This window comes from Bacillus atrophaeus, assembly GCF_001584335.1.
GTDB lineage: Bacteria > Bacillota > Bacilli > Bacillales > Bacillaceae > Bacillus > Bacillus atrophaeus.
Map to the genome: position 1 here is coordinate 201,428 of NZ_LSBB01000019.1, position 22,623 is coordinate 224,050.

The 22,623-nt window shown below is 44.5% G+C and carries 20 protein-coding genes; 6 read left to right on the forward strand and 14 right to left on the reverse strand.

The window, feature by feature from the left end; genetic code table 11:
• Positions 1-107 precede the first annotated feature (107 nt).
• Complete coding sequence (gene cysK, locus AXI57_RS13340; RefSeq protein ID WP_061670348.1) at positions 108-1,046, forward strand: cysteine synthase A; 939 nt, start codon at positions 108-110, stop codon at positions 1,044-1,046.
• Between the two features lie 113 nt (positions 1,047-1,159).
• Here cysK and pepV read toward each other — a convergent pair whose 3' ends face one another.
• Entirely contained in the window at positions 1,160-2,551 is a 1,392-nt protein-coding gene (gene pepV / locus AXI57_RS13345; RefSeq protein WP_061670349.1) for a dipeptidase PepV, read from the reverse strand.
• A gap of 96 nt (positions 2,552-2,647) precedes the next feature.
• Between pepV and AXI57_RS13350 the strand changes: the two genes are divergently transcribed.
• Positions 2,648-3,955, forward strand: coding sequence for an NCS2 family permease (locus tag AXI57_RS13350; protein WP_003325010.1), 1,308 nt, complete (start codon positions 2,648-2,650; stop codon positions 3,953-3,955).
• Between the two features lie 123 nt (positions 3,956-4,078).
• Here AXI57_RS13350 and AXI57_RS22300 read toward each other — a convergent pair whose 3' ends face one another.
• Complete coding sequence (locus AXI57_RS22300) at positions 4,079-4,210, reverse strand: hypothetical protein (RefSeq protein WP_255265370.1); 132 nt, start codon at positions 4,208-4,210, stop codon at positions 4,079-4,081.
• Positions 4,211-4,510: 300 nt separating this feature from the next.
• On the opposite strand from AXI57_RS22300, the gene AXI57_RS13355 reads away from it, so the two are divergent.
• Entirely contained in the window at positions 4,511-4,732 is a 222-nt protein-coding gene (locus AXI57_RS13355) for a DeoR family transcriptional regulator (protein WP_003325009.1), read from the forward strand.
• Positions 4,733-4,843: 111 nt separating this feature from the next.
• On the opposite strand, the gene AXI57_RS13360 is transcribed toward AXI57_RS13355, so the two are convergent.
• A complete protein-coding gene (locus AXI57_RS13360) occupies positions 4,844-5,563 on the reverse strand; it encodes a pseudouridine synthase (RefSeq protein WP_003325007.1) in 720 nt (239 codons plus the stop codon).
• A 61-nt stretch (positions 5,564-5,624) separates the two neighbouring features.
• A complete protein-coding gene (locus AXI57_RS13365) occupies positions 5,625-7,262 on the reverse strand; it encodes a putative polysaccharide biosynthesis protein (RefSeq protein ID WP_003325006.1) in 1,638 nt (545 codons plus the stop codon).
• 211 nt (positions 7,263-7,473) lie between these two features.
• Between AXI57_RS13365 and AXI57_RS13370 the strand changes: the two genes are divergently transcribed.
• Together AXI57_RS13370 and opuD are read left to right on the forward strand one after the other, a co-directional pair.
• Positions 7,474-8,742: a BaiN/RdsA family NAD(P)/FAD-dependent oxidoreductase gene (locus AXI57_RS13370; protein ID WP_003325005.1), complete on the forward strand. Its 1,269-nt coding sequence runs from the start codon at positions 7,474-7,476 to the stop codon at positions 8,740-8,742.
• A 194-nt stretch (positions 8,743-8,936) separates the two neighbouring features.
• Positions 8,937-10,472, forward strand: a complete 1,536-nt coding sequence (opuD, locus tag AXI57_RS13375; protein WP_141292173.1) for a glycine betaine transporter OpuD — start codon at positions 8,937-8,939, stop codon at positions 10,470-10,472.
• Between the two features lie 45 nt (positions 10,473-10,517).
• Here opuD and AXI57_RS13380 read toward each other — a convergent pair whose 3' ends face one another.
• The 6 genes from AXI57_RS13380 to rmgP all read right to left on the reverse strand — a co-directional run bounded on the left by AXI57_RS13380 (position 10,518) and on the right by rmgP (position 15,367).
• On the reverse strand, positions 10,518-10,700 hold the full coding sequence (locus tag AXI57_RS13380; RefSeq protein WP_003325003.1) for a sporulation protein Cse60: 183 nt from the start codon (positions 10,698-10,700) through the stop codon (positions 10,518-10,520).
• 67 nt (positions 10,701-10,767) lie between these two features.
• A complete protein-coding gene (locus AXI57_RS13385) occupies positions 10,768-11,448 on the reverse strand; it encodes a YesL family protein (RefSeq protein ID WP_003325002.1) in 681 nt (226 codons plus the stop codon).
• Between the two features lie 19 nt (positions 11,449-11,467).
• Positions 11,468-12,757: a Gfo/Idh/MocA family protein gene (locus tag AXI57_RS13390; RefSeq protein WP_061670351.1), complete on the reverse strand. Its 1,290-nt coding sequence runs from the start codon at positions 12,755-12,757 to the stop codon at positions 11,468-11,470.
• Between the two features lie 12 nt (positions 12,758-12,769).
• Positions 12,770-13,264 (reverse strand): lipoprotein YteS, encoded by a 495-nt coding sequence (locus AXI57_RS13395; protein WP_141292172.1) that lies wholly within the window; start codon positions 13,262-13,264, stop codon positions 12,770-12,772.
• A 5-nt stretch (positions 13,265-13,269) separates the two neighbouring features.
• Positions 13,270-14,394 carry a glycoside hydrolase family 88/105 protein gene (locus tag AXI57_RS13400; protein ID WP_141292171.1) on the reverse strand — a complete coding sequence of 375 codons (1,125 nt, stop codon included), beginning with the start codon at positions 14,392-14,394 and terminating at the stop codon, positions 13,270-13,272.
• Positions 14,395-14,401: 7 nt separating this feature from the next.
• Positions 14,402-15,367 carry a polygalacturonan/rhamnogalacturonan ABC transporter permease gene (gene rmgP, locus AXI57_RS13405; RefSeq protein ID WP_061670353.1) on the reverse strand — a complete coding sequence of 322 codons (966 nt, stop codon included), beginning with the start codon at positions 15,365-15,367 and terminating at the stop codon, positions 14,402-14,404.
• Positions 15,368-15,582: 215 nt separating this feature from the next.
• On the opposite strand from rmgP, the gene AXI57_RS13410 reads away from it, so the two are divergent.
• Positions 15,583-17,898 carry a helix-turn-helix domain-containing protein gene (locus tag AXI57_RS13410; protein WP_081112776.1) on the forward strand — a complete coding sequence of 772 codons (2,316 nt, stop codon included), beginning with the start codon at positions 15,583-15,585 and terminating at the stop codon, positions 17,896-17,898.
• Between the two features lie 78 nt (positions 17,899-17,976).
• Here the strand turns inward: AXI57_RS13410 and AXI57_RS13415 are convergent, their stop codons facing one another.
• The 4 genes from AXI57_RS13415 to AXI57_RS13430 form a co-directional block, all read right to left on the reverse strand.
• Entirely contained in the window at positions 17,977-19,470 is a 1,494-nt protein-coding gene (locus AXI57_RS13415; RefSeq protein WP_061670355.1) for an extracellular solute-binding protein, read from the reverse strand.
• A 26-nt stretch (positions 19,471-19,496) separates the two neighbouring features.
• Complete coding sequence (locus AXI57_RS13420) at positions 19,497-20,357, reverse strand: carbohydrate ABC transporter permease (protein ID WP_141292178.1); 861 nt, start codon at positions 20,355-20,357, stop codon at positions 19,497-19,499.
• 188 nt (positions 20,358-20,545) lie between these two features.
• Positions 20,546-21,310, reverse strand: a complete 765-nt coding sequence (locus AXI57_RS13425; protein WP_061670357.1) for an NAD-dependent epimerase/dehydratase family protein — start codon at positions 21,308-21,310, stop codon at positions 20,546-20,548.
• A 79-nt stretch (positions 21,311-21,389) separates the two neighbouring features.
• The gene (locus AXI57_RS13430; RefSeq protein WP_061670358.1) at positions 21,390-22,589 is read right to left on the reverse strand and encodes a cytochrome P450; all 1,200 of its coding nucleotides are present in this window, start codon (positions 22,587-22,589) and stop codon (positions 21,390-21,392) included.
• Positions 22,590-22,623: the final 34 nt, after the last annotated feature.

A 22,623-nucleotide genomic window follows, 5' to 3' on the forward strand; every position in this document is an offset into this window, starting at 1 on the left:
AAGAACAGGCGCCGATGAGAGAATCATGCCCGTAAAACGCTCTCGCCGCCGCACTTATATATGTTAGGATATTATGTACAGATTGTTTTATTCAGAAAGGAATGACAATGTTGAAAATCGTTGAAAATACGTCTGATCTCATTGGCGAAACACCCCTTGTAAAACTGAACCGGCTACAGCCTGAAAATGCCGCACAAATCTATTTAAAGCTTGAATCTTTTAATCCGAGCGGAAGTGTAAAAGACAGAGCCGCTTACAATATGATTATTGAAGCCGAAAAAAACGGCGATCTGAAACCCGGATCGGTCATTATTGAGCCGACAAGCGGAAATACCGGAATCGGCCTTGCCATGAATGCGGCGGCCCGAGGCTACAAAGCGATTTTGGTGATGCCGGATACGATGACGAAGGAGCGCATTAATCTCCTTAAAGCGTATGGAGCCGAAGTCGTGTTGACACCGGGAGCAGAACGGATGCCCGGCAGCATAAAAAAAGCAAAGGAGCTTGCCGAAAGCATTCCTAACAGCTATGTTCCCATGCAATTTGATAACAGCGCAAATCCTGATGCACACCGTAAAACGACCGCTCTTGAAATTGCCCGGGCAATAACTGAGATCGGCAAACCTTTAGGTGCCTTCGTTGCGACATCGGGAACAGGCGGAACCATCACAGGAACCGGCGAGGCATTAAAAGAATTCTATCCGAATATGACCGTGCATGTCGTAGAGCCGGCTGGCTCCCCCGTTTTGTCCGGCGGCAGGCCTGGCGCTCACAAACTTGTCGGCACAAGCCCCGGATTCATACCAGACATTTTAAATCAGCAGGTTTATGATGAAATTTTAAAAATCACCGATGAGGACGCCTATACCACCACAAGACGTTTAGCGGCTGAGGAAGGAATACTTGTCGGCCCGTCATCAGGCGCTGCCTGCTTCGCAGCCATCGAAACAGCAAAACGCCTCTCCCCTGATCAGGCCGTCGTATGCATGACCGCAGATACGGGCGAGCGGTATTTATCGACTGATTTATGGTCTTTTGAATCATGATGAAAAGGGATGCCTGCAAAGCATCCCTTTTAAGCGGAAGACGTAACCGCTAAAAAAGACCGCCCTCAAATAGAGTTCGGTCCTTGTATAAAGATCCTGCTGATCTTAAAAACTTATTTTGCCAATTCGTAAATAGCCTGCGCATATAAAGCCGTTGCTCTCAGCAAATCATCAATTTCAATGTATTCATCCTTTTGATGAGCGCTGTCGGGACGCCCCGGGAACAAAGGACCGAAAGCAACACCCGCCTGCAAGGATCTGGCGTACGTCCCTCCGCCGATTGAAATTAAATCCGCTTTTTGCCCCACTTGGCCTTCATACACAGCCTGAAGGGTTTTTACTAATGGATGATCAGCTGATACATGATGCGGCTTGCTGTCTTTAAATTCTCCAAGCTGGAATGTACCGTTGTTTTCAAAAGCTTCTCTTATTGTCTGGCTTTCTGCCGTTACAGGATATCGGATATTGATGCCAAGTTCCCCGCCCTTTGCTTTTTCATAACGGAACGTTCCGACATTTAACGTCAGTTCGCCGCTAATTTTATCCTCACAGGCTATGTTTAGCTTTTTACCCCGCGTATCGTTGGAGAATGATTCCGTTATAGCATGGATAAAATGGCGCCCTGCCTCATCAAGCTCAATACGCTGTAAAAATTCAGCCAGCTTAATTCCGGCATTCACACCGTTATTCGGCTCCATTGCGTGGCAGGATTGACCAAACATGCGCAAGACCACCCGGTTTTCCTCAACAGACACTTCACCTTTGCCATCCGTATCCTTCAGCATTTGCTCAAAAGATTTGAGAATGTCCTCATGTCCGGATCCTTCGATCACAGCTTCTGCTGCGTCAGGCACCATATTTAAACGAAGGCCTGATTGAAAAGAAGCAAGCACCGATTCCGCAGATGAATCAAGAGTAGGCGGCAAAATACGTAAAGACGCATCAATAATTCCTTTTTCGGCATTAATAATAGGAAAATCGGCATCAGGCGCAAAGCCGACAGTCGGCATATCCTCGTGCTTAAAATAATGCTCCACACAGCGCCAATCGCTTTCTTCATCCGTTCCGATGATGATTCTGACGCGCTTAGACAGCGGGAGCTGCATATCCTTGACAATCTTTAAAGCGTAGAACGCGGCCATTGTCGGCCCTTTATCATCTATTGCGCCTCTCGCATAGATACGCCCGTCCCGGATATCGGCGGAAAAGGGATCGCTTGTCCAGCCGTCTCCGGGCGGCACGACGTCAACATGACAGAGAACGCCGACGATCTCCTCGCCTTGCCCCCATTCAATATGTCCGGCGTACCCGTCAACATTTTTAGTCGTGAACCCCTCTTTCTCACCAAGCGAAAGCAATGAAGTGAGGCATTCATTTACCCCTTTTCCAAATGGCATACCTGCGGCGGCTGTTTGTTCATCCATCACACTGTTGATTTGTAAAAATTGCTGCGTATCCCTTATTAAATCCTCTTTTTTCCTAATAACTTCGACTTCCCAGTTCATAGCAATCCCCTCTCGTCAAAATATGACTTGCAAAAACGTAATAAAACGAATAATATTAATGGTGTTTTGTTAAAACGTTCGTAATTGGAGGATATTATGTTTCATCTAAAAGAGCATCAAACTTCAGTAAAAAAAGAAATCATGGCCGGGATGACCACCTTTTTCACCATGGTCTATATCGTTGTGGTAAACCCGATCATTTTATCTGATGCAGGCATTCCGTTTGACCAGGTCTTTACCGCGACGATTATTGCCTCCATTGTCGGAACTCTGTGGATGGCCCTTGCAGCGAATTTCCCGATTGCCATCGCTCCCGGAATGGGCATGAACGCTTATCTGGCGTATCATGTGGTAGGCTCCAGCGGCGGCAGCATCACATACGCGACAGCCTTCAGCGCTGTATTTATAGCCGGAGTTCTCTTCATTATTTTATCGCTAACTCCTTTAAGAAAACAACTCATAGAAGCGATTCCGGATAATTTAAAATACGGCATCACGACAGGCATCGGTTTGTTTATCGCCTTTATCGGCTTGCGTCAGGCCGGAATCATCGCGGCGGATAAATCCAATTTAGTTACGCTCGGCAACCTTCATTCGCCTGGGGTTATTTTAACGCTGATCGGCCTTTTTATCAGTATTATCCTGATGGTGCTAAATGTAAACGGCGCCTTATTTATCGGGATGATCGCCACCGCTCTGATCGCATTCTTTACCGGACAGCTGCACTTTACGGAAGGATTTATCTCATTTCCGCACTTGCCGGAAGGCCTCGTCATTTCGAATCCGTTTGCTGCCTTCGGTGACGTCATTCATCACGGTCTGTACGCAGTCGTGTTCTCTTTTCTGTTAGTGACGATTTTTGATACAACAGGCACGATGATCGGCGTGGCTGAGCAAGCAGGACTCATGAAAAACGGACAGCTTCCGAATGCGAGAAGAGCCTTATTGGCTGACTCCACCGCTACTACAGTAGGCGCGGCCTTCGGTACCAGCCCGACCACCGCATTTATCGAATCATCCGCTGGGGTTGCTGTCGGAGGAAGAACCGGTCTGACATCACTGACCGTTGCTGTATTGTTCGCTGCTTCAATGTTTTTCAGTCCGCTCGTCAGCGTCTTATCCGGAATTTCAGCGATCACTTCTCCGGCATTAATTATCGTCGGAAGCCTGATGATGGGCGCTGTGTCCAACATCCGCTGGGGCGAGCTTGATGAAGCCTTTCCGGCATTTCTTGTCATCTTGGCTATGCCGCTTACGTCAAGCATCTCGACAGGAATCGCACTCGGATTTATTTCTTATCCGTTAGTCAAGGCGGCGAAAAGAAAGTGGAAAGACATTCATCCCCTGGTGATAATCTTTGCTGTCCTCTTCTTTATCCAGCTGTTCATTTTGGAAAGCCATTAAAAAACAATCCCTCTCGTTTCGCGAGAGGGATTTTGCTTATACAAAAAAGATAAAACTGATTCTAAAAGACACAGGGAATTTGGAGCGAACTGATGGAGCTTGCTCTGGCATTGATTTCTTTTCTTATTGCCTCTTCCCCGCTCCGTTTGCCCCGATTAAGCCGACCAGATCCCCGGACATGGCTCCCCAAAGAAGCACGGGAAAGTACGATTTTTCGATCGGTATTACCCGACCATCAATCACCGTAATTAACATTTCTCTCGATCCGCTCACCTCCTGAACAATTTAGAATATGATAGATAAAAAAAGTTTCTATAATCATAATAAACGTGCGCCACCACACATAATAATGCTGAAAAGATGAATATGGCTCTTGATAAATGGAAAAAATTGATTGATACTTATCCCTAGATTCACAATAGCAATATCGTGTATAATAAAGGCGAAATAAATTAGAGAGACAAATTGTCTGCCTTTGTTGCTTATTCGTTCGCAGTTTTAGTCGTGAGTTGTGGTTAGTCAAGTCCATCCGATCTTATGATAGGGAGTGGTTTTTTGAAGCCTTCAACAAACCGTATGCTAACTCGAATCAAATCAGTTTATATGTTCATCCAAGAAAAAGGCCTTGTGACGACACAAGAACTGGTTGACGAATTCGGCATTACACCCAGAACAATCCAGCGTGACTTAAATGTGTTAGCATATAATGATCTTGTTCAAAGTCCTAGCCGAGGCAAGTGGGAGACAACGAGGAAGAAAGTAAAGATTACTTCATAAGCGCAAAATTACATAGGGCTGTCTGTGTGAGGCAGTCCAATAGAAATAAGGCAAAGGGATATTCCCTTTGCCATGTTGTTGTGCGGTCAAATCGTACGCATGCGGGGCGTTTTATGTCTGCGTGTCATTCAGCCCGTTAAGCTCTTCTTCTGTCAGCTCCCGATACTCTCCAGGCTCCAATGAAGGGTCCAGTAAGAGGCTCCCCATTGATAGCCGTTTCAAAAATATGACCTCATTTTCGACGGCCTTCGCCATTTGCTTCACTTGATGATATTTTCCTTCTGTGATCGTCAGACGGATTTCTGTATGTTCCTCACTATTTGCAATAGTTTCTACCTTAGCGGGCTTTGTCTTGTATCCGCCCTCTATGAAGACGCCCGATTCGAGATTAGCAATATCCTCTTCTGACAGCCCCGACCTCAAATGCACTTCATACGTTTTAGGGACATGCTTTTTCGGCGATAAAAGCCGATGGGCCAGCTGGCCGTCATTTGTCAGCAGCAGCAATCCGACTGTATCTTTATCAAGTCGTCCCGCCGGAAACGGCTCGAAACGCATATCATCCGGCGCCAGCAAATCAATAACCGTCTTTTGCCGGCTGTCCTCTGTGGCAGAAAGCACACCCTGTGGCTTATTCATCATTAAATAAATAAATTCCCGATATTCAATTGGTTCCCCATAAACTGTTACTTCATGCTCTGAAGGATCGACATGTGTTTTTACATCTTTAGCCTGCTTTCCGTCAATGCTGACGGCACCCGCTTTAACGATTTTTTTCACTTCTTTTCTTGATCCGATGCCGCTATTGGCAAGCAGCTTGTCAAGCCTCATATCATTCTCTCCTTTATATAAAAGTAAAGCCCGCATTTTGCGGGCATTTGATGCAAACTTGTTATTCAGAAGAATGTCTTCCTTTCTTTAAAAACCCCGGCAGCCGGCGTCCGAACATTTTCTCCAAAAATCCTAAACGGTAAGCTCCGTACATATAGACAGCTCCGCCGATCACGGCAGCGACAAAGACAACAAAGGCTGATTGCATCTGGCCATTTTCATATGAGATAAACAGGCTCAAAATCCACTCGGTGATTTTCACAGCGATCCCCATGACGGCGGACAGAATGAAAATCAAAATGGCGCGCTTGAGTAAAATCTTATATGAGTACCCCGCATGGCGCCGGATCATGATAAATCCGTACAAAAGCGAGACGGAGTAGCCAAGCGCAGTCGCCAAGATGGCTCCGTTGCCCTGAAACAATTTGATAAGCGGCACATTCAGCAGCACTTTGACAATGACACCCAGCACGAGGCTGACAACGGCGAATTTTTGCTTATTAATGCCTTGCAGAATAGCAGCATTGACGGTAAACAAAGAAAACAATATGGCAACCGGCGCATACCAGAACAAGATGCCTTGTCCGATTTCAGGATGAAGGCTTTCAGAACCGTAAAAGAACGTATATGCCGGACCTGATAAAAACGACATCCCGATGACCGCGGGAACCACTAAAAACAGGATAATCTGCATTGTCTGGTTAATCTGCTGGTTCAACAGCTTAAAATTCCTGTTCGTAAATGATTCCGTAATGGTCGGAATCAAAGTCAGCCCAAATGCAGTCGCCAAGGAAACAGGAATCATGACAAGCTTTGGCACATACAGTGTGACAATCGCAAGCATGTCCTGGCTTATATCCTTATAGCCCGCTTCAATCATCGCTTTATTAAACGTATTCGTATCAATATAAGAATAAAGCGGAATCGCCAAGCCTACAAAAACATAAGGAGCGGCATAGCTGAAAAGCTCGAGAAACATTTTCTTATAGCTTAAATCGGCGGTCGGGCCTGTATTCGGCTGCATGGCCAGCAAATCGCCTTTTCGTTTATTCCAATAATAATAAAGCACAATCAATCCGCCAAACGCACCGATCAGTGCGGCGAACGTTGCATAGCCGACTGCAATGACAAGGCCGCCGTCAATGACTTTTAAAACGATATAGGTCGCGCTCAATAGAAAAATAATGCGCGCAAGCTGCTCGACCACTTGTGAGACAGCCGTCGGTCCCATCATCTGGTGACCTTGAAAAAATCCCCTCACAAGACTCATAATCGGCACAACTAACAGCGCCAAGCTGACCATGCGGATGACATATACCACGTGATCAACCGTCAGCCCATTATTATCCGCGCCTCCCAGGGAGATTTTTGCGAAAAATGGAGCAGACAGATACAAGATAAAAAAGGCAATCATTCCGGTGACAAGCATGACTGACATGCCGGCCTTCAGCATCTTCCTGCTTGTTTCATAATCACCCTTCGAATTGTATTTCGAGACAAACCTGGACACCGCCGCCGGAAATCCCATGGTAGCGATGTTTAAAAAAATTGTATATTGATTATATCCGTATTGAAATAAGGCTCCGCCTGTTGCTCCGACCATCGCGCCGAAAGGAATTAAATAAATCATACCTAATATCCGCGATATGTAAGTACCGAGTGTTAACACAAACGTGCCTCTTAACAGTTTGCTTGACATGTTTCTTCATCACCATTTTCTACGAAGATTCAACTTTTCTATTTTAACACAACTGGTCATTTTTACGGTAATAAATACAAAACAGAATCTCTTCATAGCCACAGTTTGGATAAAAGACGTTTAAGGCAAACGCTTCTTTCGCTATAATAGAAGCGTATGGAGTTTTTTCCTCCTGCCGACCTATATGTGAAAAGAAAGTTGTTGATGAACTATGAAGCAATATGACGTAATCGTGATTGGCGGCGGACCATCAGGCCTGATGGCTGCGATTGCAGCGGGTGAACAGGGCGCCAGTGTTTTATTAATAGATAAAGGAAATAAATTAGGACGCAAGCTCGCCATTTCCGGAGGCGGCCGCTGCAATGTGACGAACCGCCTTCCCGTAGAAGAGCTGATCAAGCATATTCCCGGCAACGGGCGTTTTTTATACAGCGCCTTTTCGGAATTTAACAATGAGGATATTATTGCGTTTTTTGAAAAACTCGGCATTCAGTTAAAAGAAGAAGACCACGGGCGGATGTTCCCTGTTACAGACAAAGCACAAAGCGTGGTAGACGCGCTTTTAGACCGGTTGAAACAGCTCGGTGTCACCATTCGCACAAATGAAAAAATCAAAACCGTCAGCTATGAAAACGGACGGGCGGCGGGCATTATCACAAACAATGATGAGGTGATTCACGCCCGGGCAGTTATTATCGCTGTCGGAGGAAAAAGCGTTCCCCATACCGGGAGTACGGGAGACGGCTACGCCTGGGCAGAAGCTGCGGGGCATACCATTACCGAGCTGTTTCCGACAGAAGTGCCGGTCACTTCCGCCGAACCGTTTATTAAACAAAAAACATTGCAGGGCTTATCGCTCAGAGATGTCGGCGTCAGCGTGCTGAACAAAAGAGGCAAGCCGGTCATCACCCACGTGATGGACATGCTGTTTACCCATTTCGGCTTGTCAGGCCCGGCCATTCTCAGATGCAGCCAATTTGTTGTTAAAGAGCTGAGAAAACAGCCCGAGGTGAAACTGCGCATTGACCTTTACCCTCATATAAACGAAGAAGAGCTGTTCCAAAAGATGCACAGGGAACTGAAGGAGGCTCCGAAAAAAGCAATCAAAAATGTCTTGAAGCCGTGGATGCAGGAGCGGTATTTGCTCTTTTTGCTTGAAAAGAACAGCATAGATCCGCAGATTTCATTTTCTGAACTGCCGAAAGAGAACTTCAGAGCCTTTATAAAAGACTGTAAGCAGTTTACTGTGACCGCCAACGGAACCCTCTCCATCGACAAAGCCTTCGTGACGGGCGGAGGTGTATCTGTAAAAGAAATTGATCCAAAGAAACTGGCTTCAAAAAAAATGGACGGGCTGTATTTTTGCGGAGAAATATTGGATATTCACGGATATACAGGGGGCTACAATATCACGTCAGCTCTTGTCACTGGCCGGCTCGCAGGGGTTAACGCCGGACGTTTCGCCAAAGAAAACGCTTAAGACACTTACCCTTTGAGAATGAATTTTGCAGCATAGATGTCTTGAAGAATTGTTGAAGTAATGGTAGGGTGGAATCGTTTTGTTTCACCTGATCATGGGGTATTGTGAGGAAAGAATGGTTTCCGGCTGCATGACTTATACTAGGCTTACAAGTAAAAGTAAAAGTAAAATAAATGTCAGAGGGTGAGGATAATTTGAATAAAAATATTTCAAGTGTTTTTTGGATTGTGATTGCTATCACAGCAGCAGCAGTGCTGTGGGGAGTGATCGCTCCAGAAAACCTGCAAAATGTGTCAGAAACGGCACAAACCTTTATTACAAATTCATTTGGCTGGTATTATTTATTAGTTGTTTCTATTTTCGTCGGATTTTGTCTCTTTTTAATATTCAGCCCGATCGGCAAAATCAAGCTGGGCAAACAGGACGAAAAGCCGGAATTCAACCTGCTGTCTTGGTTTGCAATGCTGTTTAGCGCCGGCATGGGAATTGGACTAGTTTTTTACGGTGCAGCTGAACCGATCAGCCATTTTGCAATCAGCTCTCCATCAGGTGAAACAGGAACCCCTCAAGCTTTCCGGGATTCACTCCGATATACATTTTTCCACTGGGGGCTGCACGCATGGGCCATCTACGCGGTTGTAGCGCTGTGTATTGCTTACTTTCAATTCCGCAAAGATGCGCCCGGTCTGATCAGCAGCACGCTGTACCCTATTTTAGGCGAAAAGGTAAACGGGCCGATTGGAAAAACCATTGACTGTATCGCCGTTTTTGCCACAGTAGCCGGGGTAGCTACAAGCTTGGGAATCGGGGCGACCCAAATTAACGGCGGATTGAATTATTTATTCGACATTCCGATTAATTTCACCGTTCAATTGATTTTGATCTGTATTGTAACTGTTCTCTTTTTAGCTTCAGCATGGAGCGGTTTAGGAAAAGGCATTAAATATTTGAGCAATATGAATATGATTTTGGCAGGGCTGCTAATGGTGTTTATGCTGATTGTCGGTCCTACCATTCTGATTATGAACTCACTTACCGATTCTATCGGACAGTACATCTCAAATATTGTTCAGATGAGCTTCAGATTATCGCCGAATGATCCGGGAAAACGCGAATGGATCAATAACTGGACGATTTTCTATTGGGCTTGGTGGATTTCCTGGTCTCCATTTGTCGGCATATTCATCGCCCGAGTTTCAAGAGGCCGGACGATCCGTGAGTTTTTAATAGGTGTTTTGGTAGCGCCTTGTATTCTTGCTTTTCTATGGTTCTCTATCTTTGGCGTATCTGCTATAGATCTCGAGCAGACCGACGCGTTTCACATTGCCGGCCTTACGACAGAAAATATGCTGTTCGGCACGCTTGACAATTATCCGCTCACAATGGTTACGTCCATTCTGGCGCTTGTGTTAATTGCCGTTTTCTTTATTACATCAGCAGACTCGGCAACATTTGTGTTAGGCATGCAGACGACGTATGGTTCTTTAGATCCGTCAAACTCTGTGAAGCTAAGCTGGGGCATCATTCAATCTGCAATGGCGGCCGTTCTTTTGTATTCCGGAGGGCTCAGCGCTCTGCAAAATACAGCGATACTTGCTGCCCTGCCCTTTTCAATTGTTATCCTTCTCATGATTGCGGCCTTGTACAAAGCATTGTCAACGGAACGCAAAGATATAAAACAATCTGAGAAATATCAAAAACCGAGAAGCCCCCGTGTAAAAAAAGCATAGGTTGAACAAAATGATCTTTCCGCGCCTTTTAGCGGAAAGATCATTTTATTTTCGATATAAAATTAAAGCCGAAAAACAATACAGCTGCTCGCCTTCAGGATCGCACGCCGCAGACACGGTGTATTTAATATCAACCAGCTGTTCTTCCGAAATGCCCTTTAAAAACGAATTGATCTCAGTTTGCAAATCTTTTTCATGCTCCTCATCAAACACAGCTACCTTTAACATCACTCGCTCTCCTTTCCCTATCAATCTATTCCAGTTGGAACAGGGTTATGATAGAGAAACAAACTCTTTATCCGTTTTCAGCGCTGTCAGAAGGATAAAAAGCGGGAACGGCCGGTTTTCTCTTCTCCCTTTTTTCATCTTGCCGCTCTGTGTTCTGCAAAACAATATAAGCAATCCGCATGTGGAAGAAGCTGAGAAGGCTGACGCTGAAAAAGGGAATAATCCCCGGCAGATAAGCCAGAAGCACCAACGCGGCGATCGTTAAAGCAAGCATGACCAGCGTATATTGCAAATACGCGACACTAAGCAAAAGAGAAAATTTGAAATACAGGCGTTTTTTCCAGTTGAAATGAGCAATCAGCGGGAAGATATATAAAAGCATCGAAATAAACAGAAAGCCGAAGATATAAATAGCGAAGCGCAAGACATGCAAAAAGAAATGATCAGGATAGATAAAAGCCAGATCAATATAAATAACCAGTCCGACACTAGCCAGCACGGCACCGATGAGGTTCGACCGGATAAACTCGGCTTTATATTCTCGGTGAAACGTCTGCCAGACAGCTACGTGCTCTCGGCCTTGAATCCATTTTCTCATCACAGCGAATAATGCGGCAGTCGCCGGCATAAAACCGAAGATGCCAAGCCCAAGTGCGGTGAAGACCAGCCAAAGGAAATTCGTATAGGCAAATCTCATGACCCACTCGCATATTTGCAGCACTCTGCCCATGGAACCATCATACTCCATTCCCTTCCCTCCTTTCGCATTAAGCGTTTTGCATATGAAAAAGCCCCTTGATGGTGATCGGTTTCTTTTCCGCGACAGACCGCCATATTCCTTCACCGACTGCGATGGAATAAGCTCCTGCCTCAGCTCCCGCCAAAATGTCATACGGACGCAGCGGATCTTTTCCTAAAAAGATGTCCTCCAGCAAAAGCGGATCTCCTCCGCCGTGCCCTCCGTCGTTTTTGACCACCTGAATCGTTTGCTTTGACTCAAAAAGCGGGTAATATTCGATCGTCTGCTCGGGAAAGCTGAACGGAATTCTGGAAGGCTCGTGGAATTCGTTCGTTTCAATCCTTCCTTTCGTGCCGTTTATCGTAAGGCGGTACCCCTCATACGGGGCGGAAAAAGTGACGGAGTAGCACAAAAGCGCACCGCCGTCATATTTTACAGCGGCCACATACGTATCCTCGATATCAATTTCTTCATCAAAAATACAGGCGTCCGGCCTATATTCGGTATACAGCAGAGATTGATCTGCGGATGAATCGATATGATCATCCTTTACCGCCGCGTTTTGTGAGCGGGGATGCCACCTTGAGTAATATTGGCATTTCTCCCTGACGCGGCACGTTCCGCAAAAGCGGCCATCCTCTCCCCGCCGCGGATTCCATTCGCTTTCCGAACCGAAATAATGTAAATTCCCGTAGGCAAACACTTCCTCCGGCTGCTGATCCAGCCACCAGTTCACCAGATCAAAATGATGCGTTGATTTGTGAACCGAAAGGCCGCCTGAATACTGCCTTGACCGGTTCCAGCGCTTAAAGTAGCTGGCGCCGTGATACGTGTCAATATACCAATTCAAATCAACTGATGTAATTCTCCCTAGTTTCCCTTCCAAAATCAGCTCTTTGATCTTGCGGTGGTACGGGCTATACCGGTAATTAAAAGCGACGGTGACCTTTCCTTTGCTTTTGGCTTCAGCCGCAAGCACCCGCTTCGCATCTTGCACAGTGGTGACCATCGGTTTTTCCGTAATGACATCCTTATCCCATTGAAGCGTTCTGATAATATACCTGACGTGGGTGTCATCTCTTCCCGTCACAATGACCGCGTCCGGTTTTGACCTCCTCATCATGTCGTCAAACTCCTCTTCTTTAAATACAGAAACCTGTTCAAGCTCCGGGAACCTCTCCTTGCAGACGGCAAACCTTTTCGGATCGGCATCAAGCAAGCCGGTAATCTCATAGCCAGATGAAAAATTTGTGAGTAAAGGCTTAATAAACATGCTGAATGCCCTGCTGCTCAACCCGCAAATGGCAATTTTCTTCAATGGTATCCACCTCTATCGGACTTCTTTTAATTGAGTGATCAGTTCGAGCGCTTCCTTTGTTTTTTCAGAATAGGCGGGGATAAACGCTACCATATTCCGATTCAGACGAAACGAACAGCCATTCAGCCGCTTTTCCCCTTTTTCGATAAGAATTGCATAATCGGCTTTTTCTCTTGTTTCTTGATCAAGAATTGTATAAGGGCCTCTTTTTTCTCCAGACAGTTCATCTAATAGCTGAAAGTTCTCCGGATCGTCGTAAGTGTGAAACATGTCCTCAGGCACGATAAACAAATCCCCTTCCTGAGCGGTGATTTCCACCAGGAGTTTCTCCGGCAGCACCGGAAAAATGTCAGCTTCTGCTCCTTTGCCTGAGGCGGCATCTTTTATTTTTTCCTGTAAGTCAGCCTTCATATCGGAAAACATGATCACGTGAATGCCCTCCGGCTTGCTGGAGCATGATGTCAACAGCAGCACAGAGAGCACTCCATACACGGCCAGCTTTAACATGTTGTTCATTTTTTTAATGAGGTAAGAAGTTTGTCTGTTTCAGTCATTGCTAAAATAAAGGCACCCGCTCCATGCAGGTCATTCGTGCTTTTTTCCCTGTTGACGTAGTAATCATAGAATCCTGCCGATGTGCCGACACATATGTCCTTTACAAAAAAGAAGCCGTCAGATTCTCTCGTTTCCGTTTTATATTGGATCAGTCCTTGATACGCTTTTAAAACTTGATCTTTATAACACGGGCTGATGTAACCCATATTAATCGCTTTCGCCATGGCATACATATACAGGCACGATCCGGAGCTTTCAAGCCAGTTGTCAGGGCGGTCTCCTTTATCAACAACCTGATACCACAGACCGGTCTTTTCATCCTGATATTCGCAAATGCTCTCAAGCATTTCCCGAAGCGTTTTTATCCATACTTGACGCGTTGTATGGTGCCTCGGCAGCTCTTCAATCATGTCAGCGAGTGCCGTCACATACCAGCCGATCGACCTTGCCCAAAATTCCGGGGAACAGCCTGTATCCTGATTGGCCCACGGCATTTTTTTCATTTCATCCCACGCATGGTAATAGAGGCCGGTTTTCTTGTCTTTCATGTGTTTTCTCATCAGCCGCTCTTGCAAGATAACCATGTCAAACAGCTTCTGCTCTTGTGTAAGGTTCGCATATTTCAAAGCGAACGGCCCTCCCATATACAAACCGTCCAGCCACATTTGATAAGGATAGCCGTCCTTGTGCCAGAAGCCCTGTTCAGATGTCTGATTCAGTGTGCCGTATAAGCCCCGCAGTCTTTTTGCCGCCTTCACATAACGCTCATCACGGGTGATTTCATATAGAGGAAACAGAAGAAGCCCCGCCTGAATGGCGTCAAGCTCGTCTCTTTTAAATAAGAGATTGCCGTAATCATCAATCAATAGATCTGCATATGCTTTGACGTACTCGATATAACAATCCTGACCTGTTGCTTTCCACAGGCTTACGGCGCCGCATAAGAATACACCCTGATGATAGTGCCAGCGGTTTGCGGGCGGGAGCTCTTCGACTGTATATGTGTTCATGATTGTTTTCGCCAATGCTTCCGCATACGTGAGCGGTGATTTCGTTACGGTAGATAAATTCATAGAAACCATTCCTCTCTTAATAGATTCCTTCTTCTCCGAACTTCTTCGCCAAGCGATTCGCAAGCATCACCAAGATCAGCCCGACTGCCGCTTTAAATACGCCGACCGCTGTACTGTAGCTGAATTGCCCCTGTTTTAAGCCTGCGGTATACACATACGTATCAAAAATTTCCGCCACCTCTCTATTCGTCGCGTTTAATAGCAAGTACACATGCTCAAAACCAAGCTCAAGCGTATCGCCAATTTTTAAAATTAACAGGACGACGATGACGCTCTTGATAGCCGGGAGCGTTATATGCCACATTTGGCGGAGACGGCCTGCGCCGTCCATTTTTGCCGCTTCATACAGCTGCGGATCAACGGCAGTGATCGCAGCGAGATAAATGATCGTCGACCAGCCGGCCTCTCTCCAGATCACCTGCAGAATATACAAGGGCCTGAACCATTCCTCATTCAGAAGGAAATTAATCTTTTCCCCGCCGAAAAACGCGATCAGCTCGTTAATCAGCCCTCCATCCACCGTCAGAAGCACAAATGAAAGCGATACGACAATCACCCAGGACATAAAATGGGGAATGTAGATCAGCGTTTGGATGAATTTTTTAAATAAAGCGATTCTCACTTCATTCAGCAGAAGGGCCAACAAAATCGGCACCGGAAAAAAAATGATGAGATTTAATGCGAATAACAGCAATGTGTTTTTTAAGAGGATAAAAAATGTAGGCTCTGTAAACAGTCTGACAAAGTGCTTTAAGCCGACCCACTCACTGCCTAATATGCCGAGAAACGGCTGATAATCCTGAAACGCGATAACGATTCCCCACATCGGCACATATTTAAAAAGCAAAAAATAAATACAGCCCGGCAGAATCATCAGATACAAATACTTTTGCTGCATCAGCTTATTTAGTAAGCGCTTTCTTTTTTCTTTTTTTAATGTCATCGTGTTTACAGACTGAGATGGTGCTTCTGCTGTTCTCACTATTTCACTGCCTCCTTTCAAGGGGTGTCGGTATCACTGTAGCCCAGCTCGTGAAAGTCCGTCTACAATCATGTCATCACATCATTGCCCGGCCCCCTCTCTAGCGCTTTTCAGCCTCTCTATCTGTGACAAAGACACCCATCTCAGAAAATGATTATTGACAATATCTATAAATCTTTGGATTAATTGTATTAGAACAAGAGAATTGTAAGGAAATGGGGGGTTTTATGAAAAGAAGCCAATACAAGTTTTATTACAAACTAATCACGTTTTTCTGTTTGCTCAGTACGATTCCTGTCATCATAGTCGGAATCTTTTCGTACGAGCATTCACAGAAAACGGCGATCTCCAACGTATCAGAAGAAAAGCTGGAAACACTTCAGCAAACCCGGCAAAACATTGAACATATATTAAAAACGGTTGATCACTCTCTGACCCACTATGTCAGTTCGCCGCCTCTCCTTCAAACATTGTCAGAGCCTTTATATTCTGATCAATTTCAGCTTTATAATCAAGTGAATCAAGAGCTGAATTACCTGCAAAGCTTTGATACCGACCTGTCCAACATGACGCTCGTCAGCTATATCAGTAATTGGTATATGAATAATTCGGGTTTATACCGGATGAAAACTGACGCCCAGCGGGCAGCAGCCAGAGCCTATACCAAAAACAAACCGAGCCGTTCCTATTGGCAGTTAGAAAAAAACAACAAATTGATCTCTACAAAGGAAGGAAACTCAGGAAACTGCCCGCACAATATTAATTTGATAAAACAGCTTCCGCTCAACAGCACCACCACTAAAGGGCTGGCTGCCGCCAGTATACCAAGCTGCTCACTCGTGAAAAACATGCCTGACTATTCAGCGGCAGAAAGCGTGTCCATCATAGATGAAAAAGGAAATATCATCCTTCACAACAATATTGCTGACATAGGCGGTTCTCTCCAAAACAAAGCCTTTGTGAAAAAGATTTTGTCTGCCGGCTCCCAAAACGGGCAATTCGAAATGAAAATTGATCAGATCCATTACAAGATCACCTATCAAAAATCCGATTATAATACTTGGACTTATTTCTCCCTTGTCTCCTTGCCGGAACTTAAAAAGGAGGCGAAGTCGATCGGCTGGATCACCTTTATGATCTGCTTCGTATTGTTAGCGCTTTCATTACTGTTCTCCTGGTTCGGTTCCCGTCATTTTTACAAACCGATCCGCCTGCTTTATGAATCATTTGCGCGCCATGATACCTTTTTAAGCAAACAGCCGCACCAAAATGAATTCGAACTGATCGAACGCAGCATCAAACAAATAAAAGACAAAAACGATGATTTGGAAGCAACAATCGAGCAGCAGGCGACTCATCTTCAGCAATACTTTATGGTCAGACTCCTGCTCGGCAAACTGACCGATGAAGAAGTCAATAACCGTTTCGAAAGCTTGGGTCTCAAGCAAGATTGGCGCCATCTCGGCGTTCTTGTACTGCAAATCGACACACTTCAGCATACGCCATATGAAAAAAAAGACATTGACTTGCTGTTGTTCGCCGTTAACAGTCTCATTGAACATACCATCCCGGCCGATAAGCGGCTTCCTCCCGCCATCGTGGATAAGCAGCAGGCCACCATTCTGATCAACCGCGGGGAATCCAAAGAAGAATTTATTCAAGATTTACATGAAATGGCACAGCTCATTCAAGAAAGTGCGGAAAATGAGCTGCGTTTGCCGGTCAGCGTCGGAATCAGCCAGCCGTTTGAACAATTAGCCATGGCCAAGACAGCTTATGCGGAAGGATCGGAAGCGTTGAAATACCGATTGCAAGCTGAAAAGAAATCGATCATCTTCTTTCAGCGTATCGAACAGAAAAAATCATTCAAAACCCACTTTCCTAAGCAGCTTCAGCATGAATTGTTCGACGCTGTCAAATCCGGTGACAAAGCGAAAGCCGATCAAGCCTTACACGCCATTTTACAATCCATTTTCACGCACAATACCAACCCTTATCAATTCCAAATCGCCATCGCCCGTTTTTTGAATCATTTAATTGAACTGATGCATGTGCTCGGAATAGAACTGTTTGAGCTTGAAGAAAATAAAATGCTTTATGATCATATCTTCGAACTGAAAACATTTGAAGATACAGAAAGCTGGCTGAAAACGGAGCTCATTAATCCGATCATCGAAAAATTGGACGCGCGGTCGGCATCACAATATAAAAACATTTCCGAGAAAATCATTCACATTATCCATCAGGAATTCGATTCAGAGCTGACGCTGGATGAAATTGCCCGGAGACTGCATTACAACCCGAATTATTTGAGCAGTATATTCAGAAAAGAAATGAATATCTCATTTAGCGAATATGTCTCCTCCTATCGCCATCACATGGCAAAAAACTGGCTTGCTGAAACAGAGATGCCGGTTAAAGAAATTTCAGAAAAGTTAAAATATAAAAATTCACAAAACTTTATCAGATCGTTTAAAAAGCTTGAGGGCATTACACCCGGCAAATACCGCGAGCAAAAAAGAAACACATAAAAAACCCGATTTTCAGGGCGGGTTTCAGAGGTTGGCAAAAGCCAGAGCATGCAAAATGCTCCGGCTTTCATTTTCCTATCATTCTTTTTTAAGAGAAGCTTCATATTCCTCGATGATTTGTTTTCCGCCGTTTGTTTTCCATTTTTCTATCTCTTTATTAAATTGGCTTTCATTTATCTCTCCGAGTATATATTTGTATGTGGCATCATCAATGATTTTTTGCAGCTCTTCGCCCCGTTCTGATGCAGCGGCTGAGTACAAACTTTCAGCAGGGTTGGCGACAATGATCTTGTTATTGTCCTCTGTCAGTTCTTCGTACGCCGTGCGGAGCGCATCACCGGTGTTTTTTAAGTATGCTTTGTCAATAGCAATCAAACCGGAGAGAGGCTGTATATCGGTTTGCCAGTCTTTCACTTGGCTTTCCTCCCGCGTGAAGGTCTTCCCTTTGCCTTTGTTATAGTGTACGCCGTCGATGCCGTATGTCATTAAGCTATACACGTCTTCTTCCGCGATGCGGTCAAAAAATGCCAATATCCGTTTTAATTCCGCTTCTGTTTTCACACTCGTTTTCGGAAAGGCAAACAAACCGTTATGTCCGCCCGATGCCCAAATACGTTCTTTTCCGTCGGAGCCTTTTATGCGGTTGAGGATTTCAAGCTCCATTGATTTATCTGAAGAATTGTCCCGCAAATTGACCGCATCCACCATATTGCCAATATAAATGCCGGCCTTCCCCTGAGAAAACAATTCCTGCTGCTGTGTCTTGCTTGTCACCGGAAAATCCTTATTCATATAGCCGTTATCACGAAGCTTTTTCATATAATCCATCGTCTCTTTGTACTCTTTCGTCATAAAATCAGGTGTTAAAGTTCCGTTTGATTTCTTCCAATCGGTCGGCATGCCTTGATATGAACCGAGTGTTTTAAAGGCGCCGTAAATCAAATCATTTCGGTCTGTGATGCCGATCGTATCATTCTTCCCGTTTCCGTCAGGATCTTTTTCAGTAAATGCTTTTGCCGTTTCAAATAGATCCTCAAGGCTTTCAGGTGTCTTCATATTCAAATTCTCCAGCCAATCCTTACGTATGACGACTCCCTGTCTGGATAGCGGCCGCTCTCTGTAAATGCCGTACAGCTTCCCGTCGACAGATACGTTTTTGTTAATCAATTTATTCATTTTACGCAGATTCGGGTAGTCCTTTATATAATCGCCGATCTCCCAAAACATGCCTGATCTGAATGCGTTCATCACAGATGAATTTTTGATGTCCTGAATGGAAACGATCTGCGGCAGATTTCCCGCTGCCAAAGCTGCATTTAATCTGTCCTCTTTCACGGCGTCAGGAACCCATGTAATATCAAGCTCTGTATTTGTCAGCTTTTCAATTTCCTTGATCGCTCTGTCTTTCGGCGGCTGCTGGTGATATAAAATCGCCATCCAAGACAGCTTGGCCTTCGAGTCCAAATCCGTTTTGCTTTCAGCTGACGTTTTTTCGGTTCCTTTGCAGCCTGCCAGTGCTCCGCTGATCCCTAAAATCAGGACAATCATCAGCATCCGAAATGTTTTCCCCATAGTACCCCTCCGTTTTTTAGACTTCCTCATCCCTTAACAGACCCTAACAGCGCGCCTTTTGCAAAATGTTTCTGTATAAACGGATAGACAAGCAGCACGGGAATCGTCGCGACCACAATGACCGCCATCTTGATCGTCTGCTCCGGCGGCGGGCTTGCGGCCCCCATTTCAGACATGTCTCCCTGAATGCCGCTTGATACAATCACAATTTGGCGCAGGAGCACTTGAATCGGCCATTTTGCCGAATCATTCAAATAAAGAATCGCCGTCATATAGGTGTTCCAATATGTCACTGCATAAAATAATGAAATCGTTGCAATCGCGGGAAGCGACAACGGCAGCACAATCTTAAAGAAAATGCCCAGATCATTACAGCCGTCCATTTTCGCAGACTCTTCCAAACTGGCGGGAATGTTTTGAAAGAAGTTTTTTAAGATGATTAAATTAAATGCATTGATCGCTGTCGGAAGAATGAGAGCCCAATAAGAATCGAGCAGCCCGAGTGTTTTCACGACGATAAACGTCGGGATCATTCCCCCGCTGAACAGCATCGTGAACACAACCAGAAACATGAGCGTTTGCCGCCCTTTTAAATCGCGGCGGGACAATCCGTACGCCATCAGAGAAGATAAAAACATGCTGACAGCGGTCCCTATGAAAGTAACAAATACAGATATCAGCAAGCTTTTATAGATAATATCCGTTGAGAATATATACCGATAGGCATCAAGCGAAAAGGTGCTCGGTATCAAAATGAATTTTTTCGATACGACCTCCTCCACCGTAGCAAAAGAGGCTGCTATGACATGGATGAACGGAAGAACACAGATCAAAGCAAATGTAAGCAAAAACGTATAATTGAAAATAGAGAACATGCGGCCTTTCATAGAATGCCCGATGCTCATCACACCCCCTAGTTGTAAGCGTTATCATTTTAAAAACTTAACAAGCTGCAGCTGTCACCGATATCGTGATTTCAATGTAACAAAAGGAAAAAACAGCGTCTATAATCATTTGAACAGAGTCTATTGTACAGCGGGGAATAAAAGAAAAAGAGCATAATCTTAGAAAATGATTATGCTTTGCCGTCCTCTTTTTCTTTTAATAAATCTCTAGTATTCATTTCAGGTGTATACCCGAGTTCATTTATGGCGGATTCTATGGACCAAGGTTTTCCCGGATTATCGGACACCGCGTAATAAGTGCCATAGCCGATATCTGTTTCAATCGCCGCTTTGAATATCTTAAGTAAATCAGTATGGGAAAGCAGTGTTTTATTCGTCCGTTCTTTTTCATGAAGGATGCCGGTCTCGTTTTCCGCTACCGTCCCGATTCGAAGGTTAATCACAGAGAGCTTGTTTTCAAGGTAAAACAGATGCCCGATATTTTCAGATGTTAATTTTAATACACCGTACAAATTTTTTGATTTCGGATAATCATGTGTTGTAATTTCCCGGCCCAGCAGTGAGCGGCCGTTTTCTTCGTAAACATCTGTAACATGATTGCTGCTGGCGAAGATCACCTTTTTGATTCCAAACTCAACAGCCGCACGATATAAATAATAACTCGCCCTGTAAAACACATCCGTCATTTTTTCAAATTCATCAATATCCAAAACATCATGCTTGATTTTTACAGCAAGTAAATTCACGAGCACATCCGTGTCGTTCGGAATCTGCTTGACTAAATCCGGGTAGCTTGACGCATCGGCCTGATAGGATTCAAATCCGTCTTCACAGCGTTCCTTATCAAGCACTGCCACTTGGAACTCAGGTGAGAGGCCTTTTGCCAAAATTCTTCCGATGACACCGCTGCCGCCGGCAATTAATACTTTTTTCATTGTTTTACCCCCCTTTCCTATTAGCTTACCCATTTTTCGCGCGACAGCAGTATTTTCAAACAAAGAGAGGCGCTCTTTATTAAAAAGTAACCGGAAGTTCTGTCAATGATCTAAAACCAATAAGCTTCCGATATTGCACGTTAGGAGTAGACAGTTGAAGGTTAGGGATTCGTTGCAGCAGTGTACAAATCGCGATTTGCGCTTCTAAACGTGCCAATGAGGAACCTAAACAAAAATGAATGCCCTGTCCAAATGCGAGATGAGGATTTGGATTTCTAGTAATATCAAGCACATGAGGATGAGCGAATTTTTTTGGATCTCGATTAGCAGCACCTAAAAGGATATATACATGTTCATCTTTTTTAATCGTTATTCCGTTTATTTCAATATCTTCAGATGCAACACGAGCCGTCATTTGTGTAGGGCTCTCATAGCGTAAAAATTCCTCGACTGCCGATTCAATAAGCGATGGCTTTTCCTTTAGTTCCATTAGTTTCTCTGGATGATTTAGTAAGGAAAGGATCGAATTGCTGATGAGATTTACCGTTGTCTCATGTCCGGCAATGACGAGCAATATACATGTTGCCAGTAATTCCTCATCTGATAACCTGTCATCTTGCTGCTCCTTCATTAACATGCTGATGAGGTCATTTTGAGGGTTATGTTTTTTCTGTTGAATCAGATCTTTGAAATACGCTATTAACTTTATAGCCTTATCGTTACCCTTTGTTAACTCCTTTCTGGATCTGGTAAAATCAATTGTTTGAATTAAGCTTGCAGCCCATTCTCTAAATTGATAACTCTCTCCTGCCGGTACTCCTAACATTTTAGCTATAATGAGGCTTGCTAAAGGAAAAGCAAAATCTGAAACAACATCCATTGTTCTCTTATATTGCACTTCATTAAGCAAAGCATTAACAGTTTCGTTTATATAAGGACGATAGCTTTCTGCAAATCTTGGAGTAAATGCTCTGCTCACCAGCATGCGTATACGTTTATGATCAGGTGGATTTTTAAACAGCATCATATGGTGCTGCATATTTTTAAGTTCACTATATTTTTGTGAGTTCTCTGGGAGCGGGATGCGATTTTTAAATCTGGTATCTTTAAGAATCGCTGCCGCCTCTGCATATCCGGTTACATACCATCCCGGGTATTTTAAGAAATTCCCCTTATATATTGGATGAATAGAACGCAACTTATCGTAAAAAGGATATGGATTTTCAAAAAACTCAGAAGAAGAAAGTGAAACAGGGATTGTTAGATTTTTAATTGTCATGTCATGCCCCCGCTCGGATTATTTTTTACAAAGA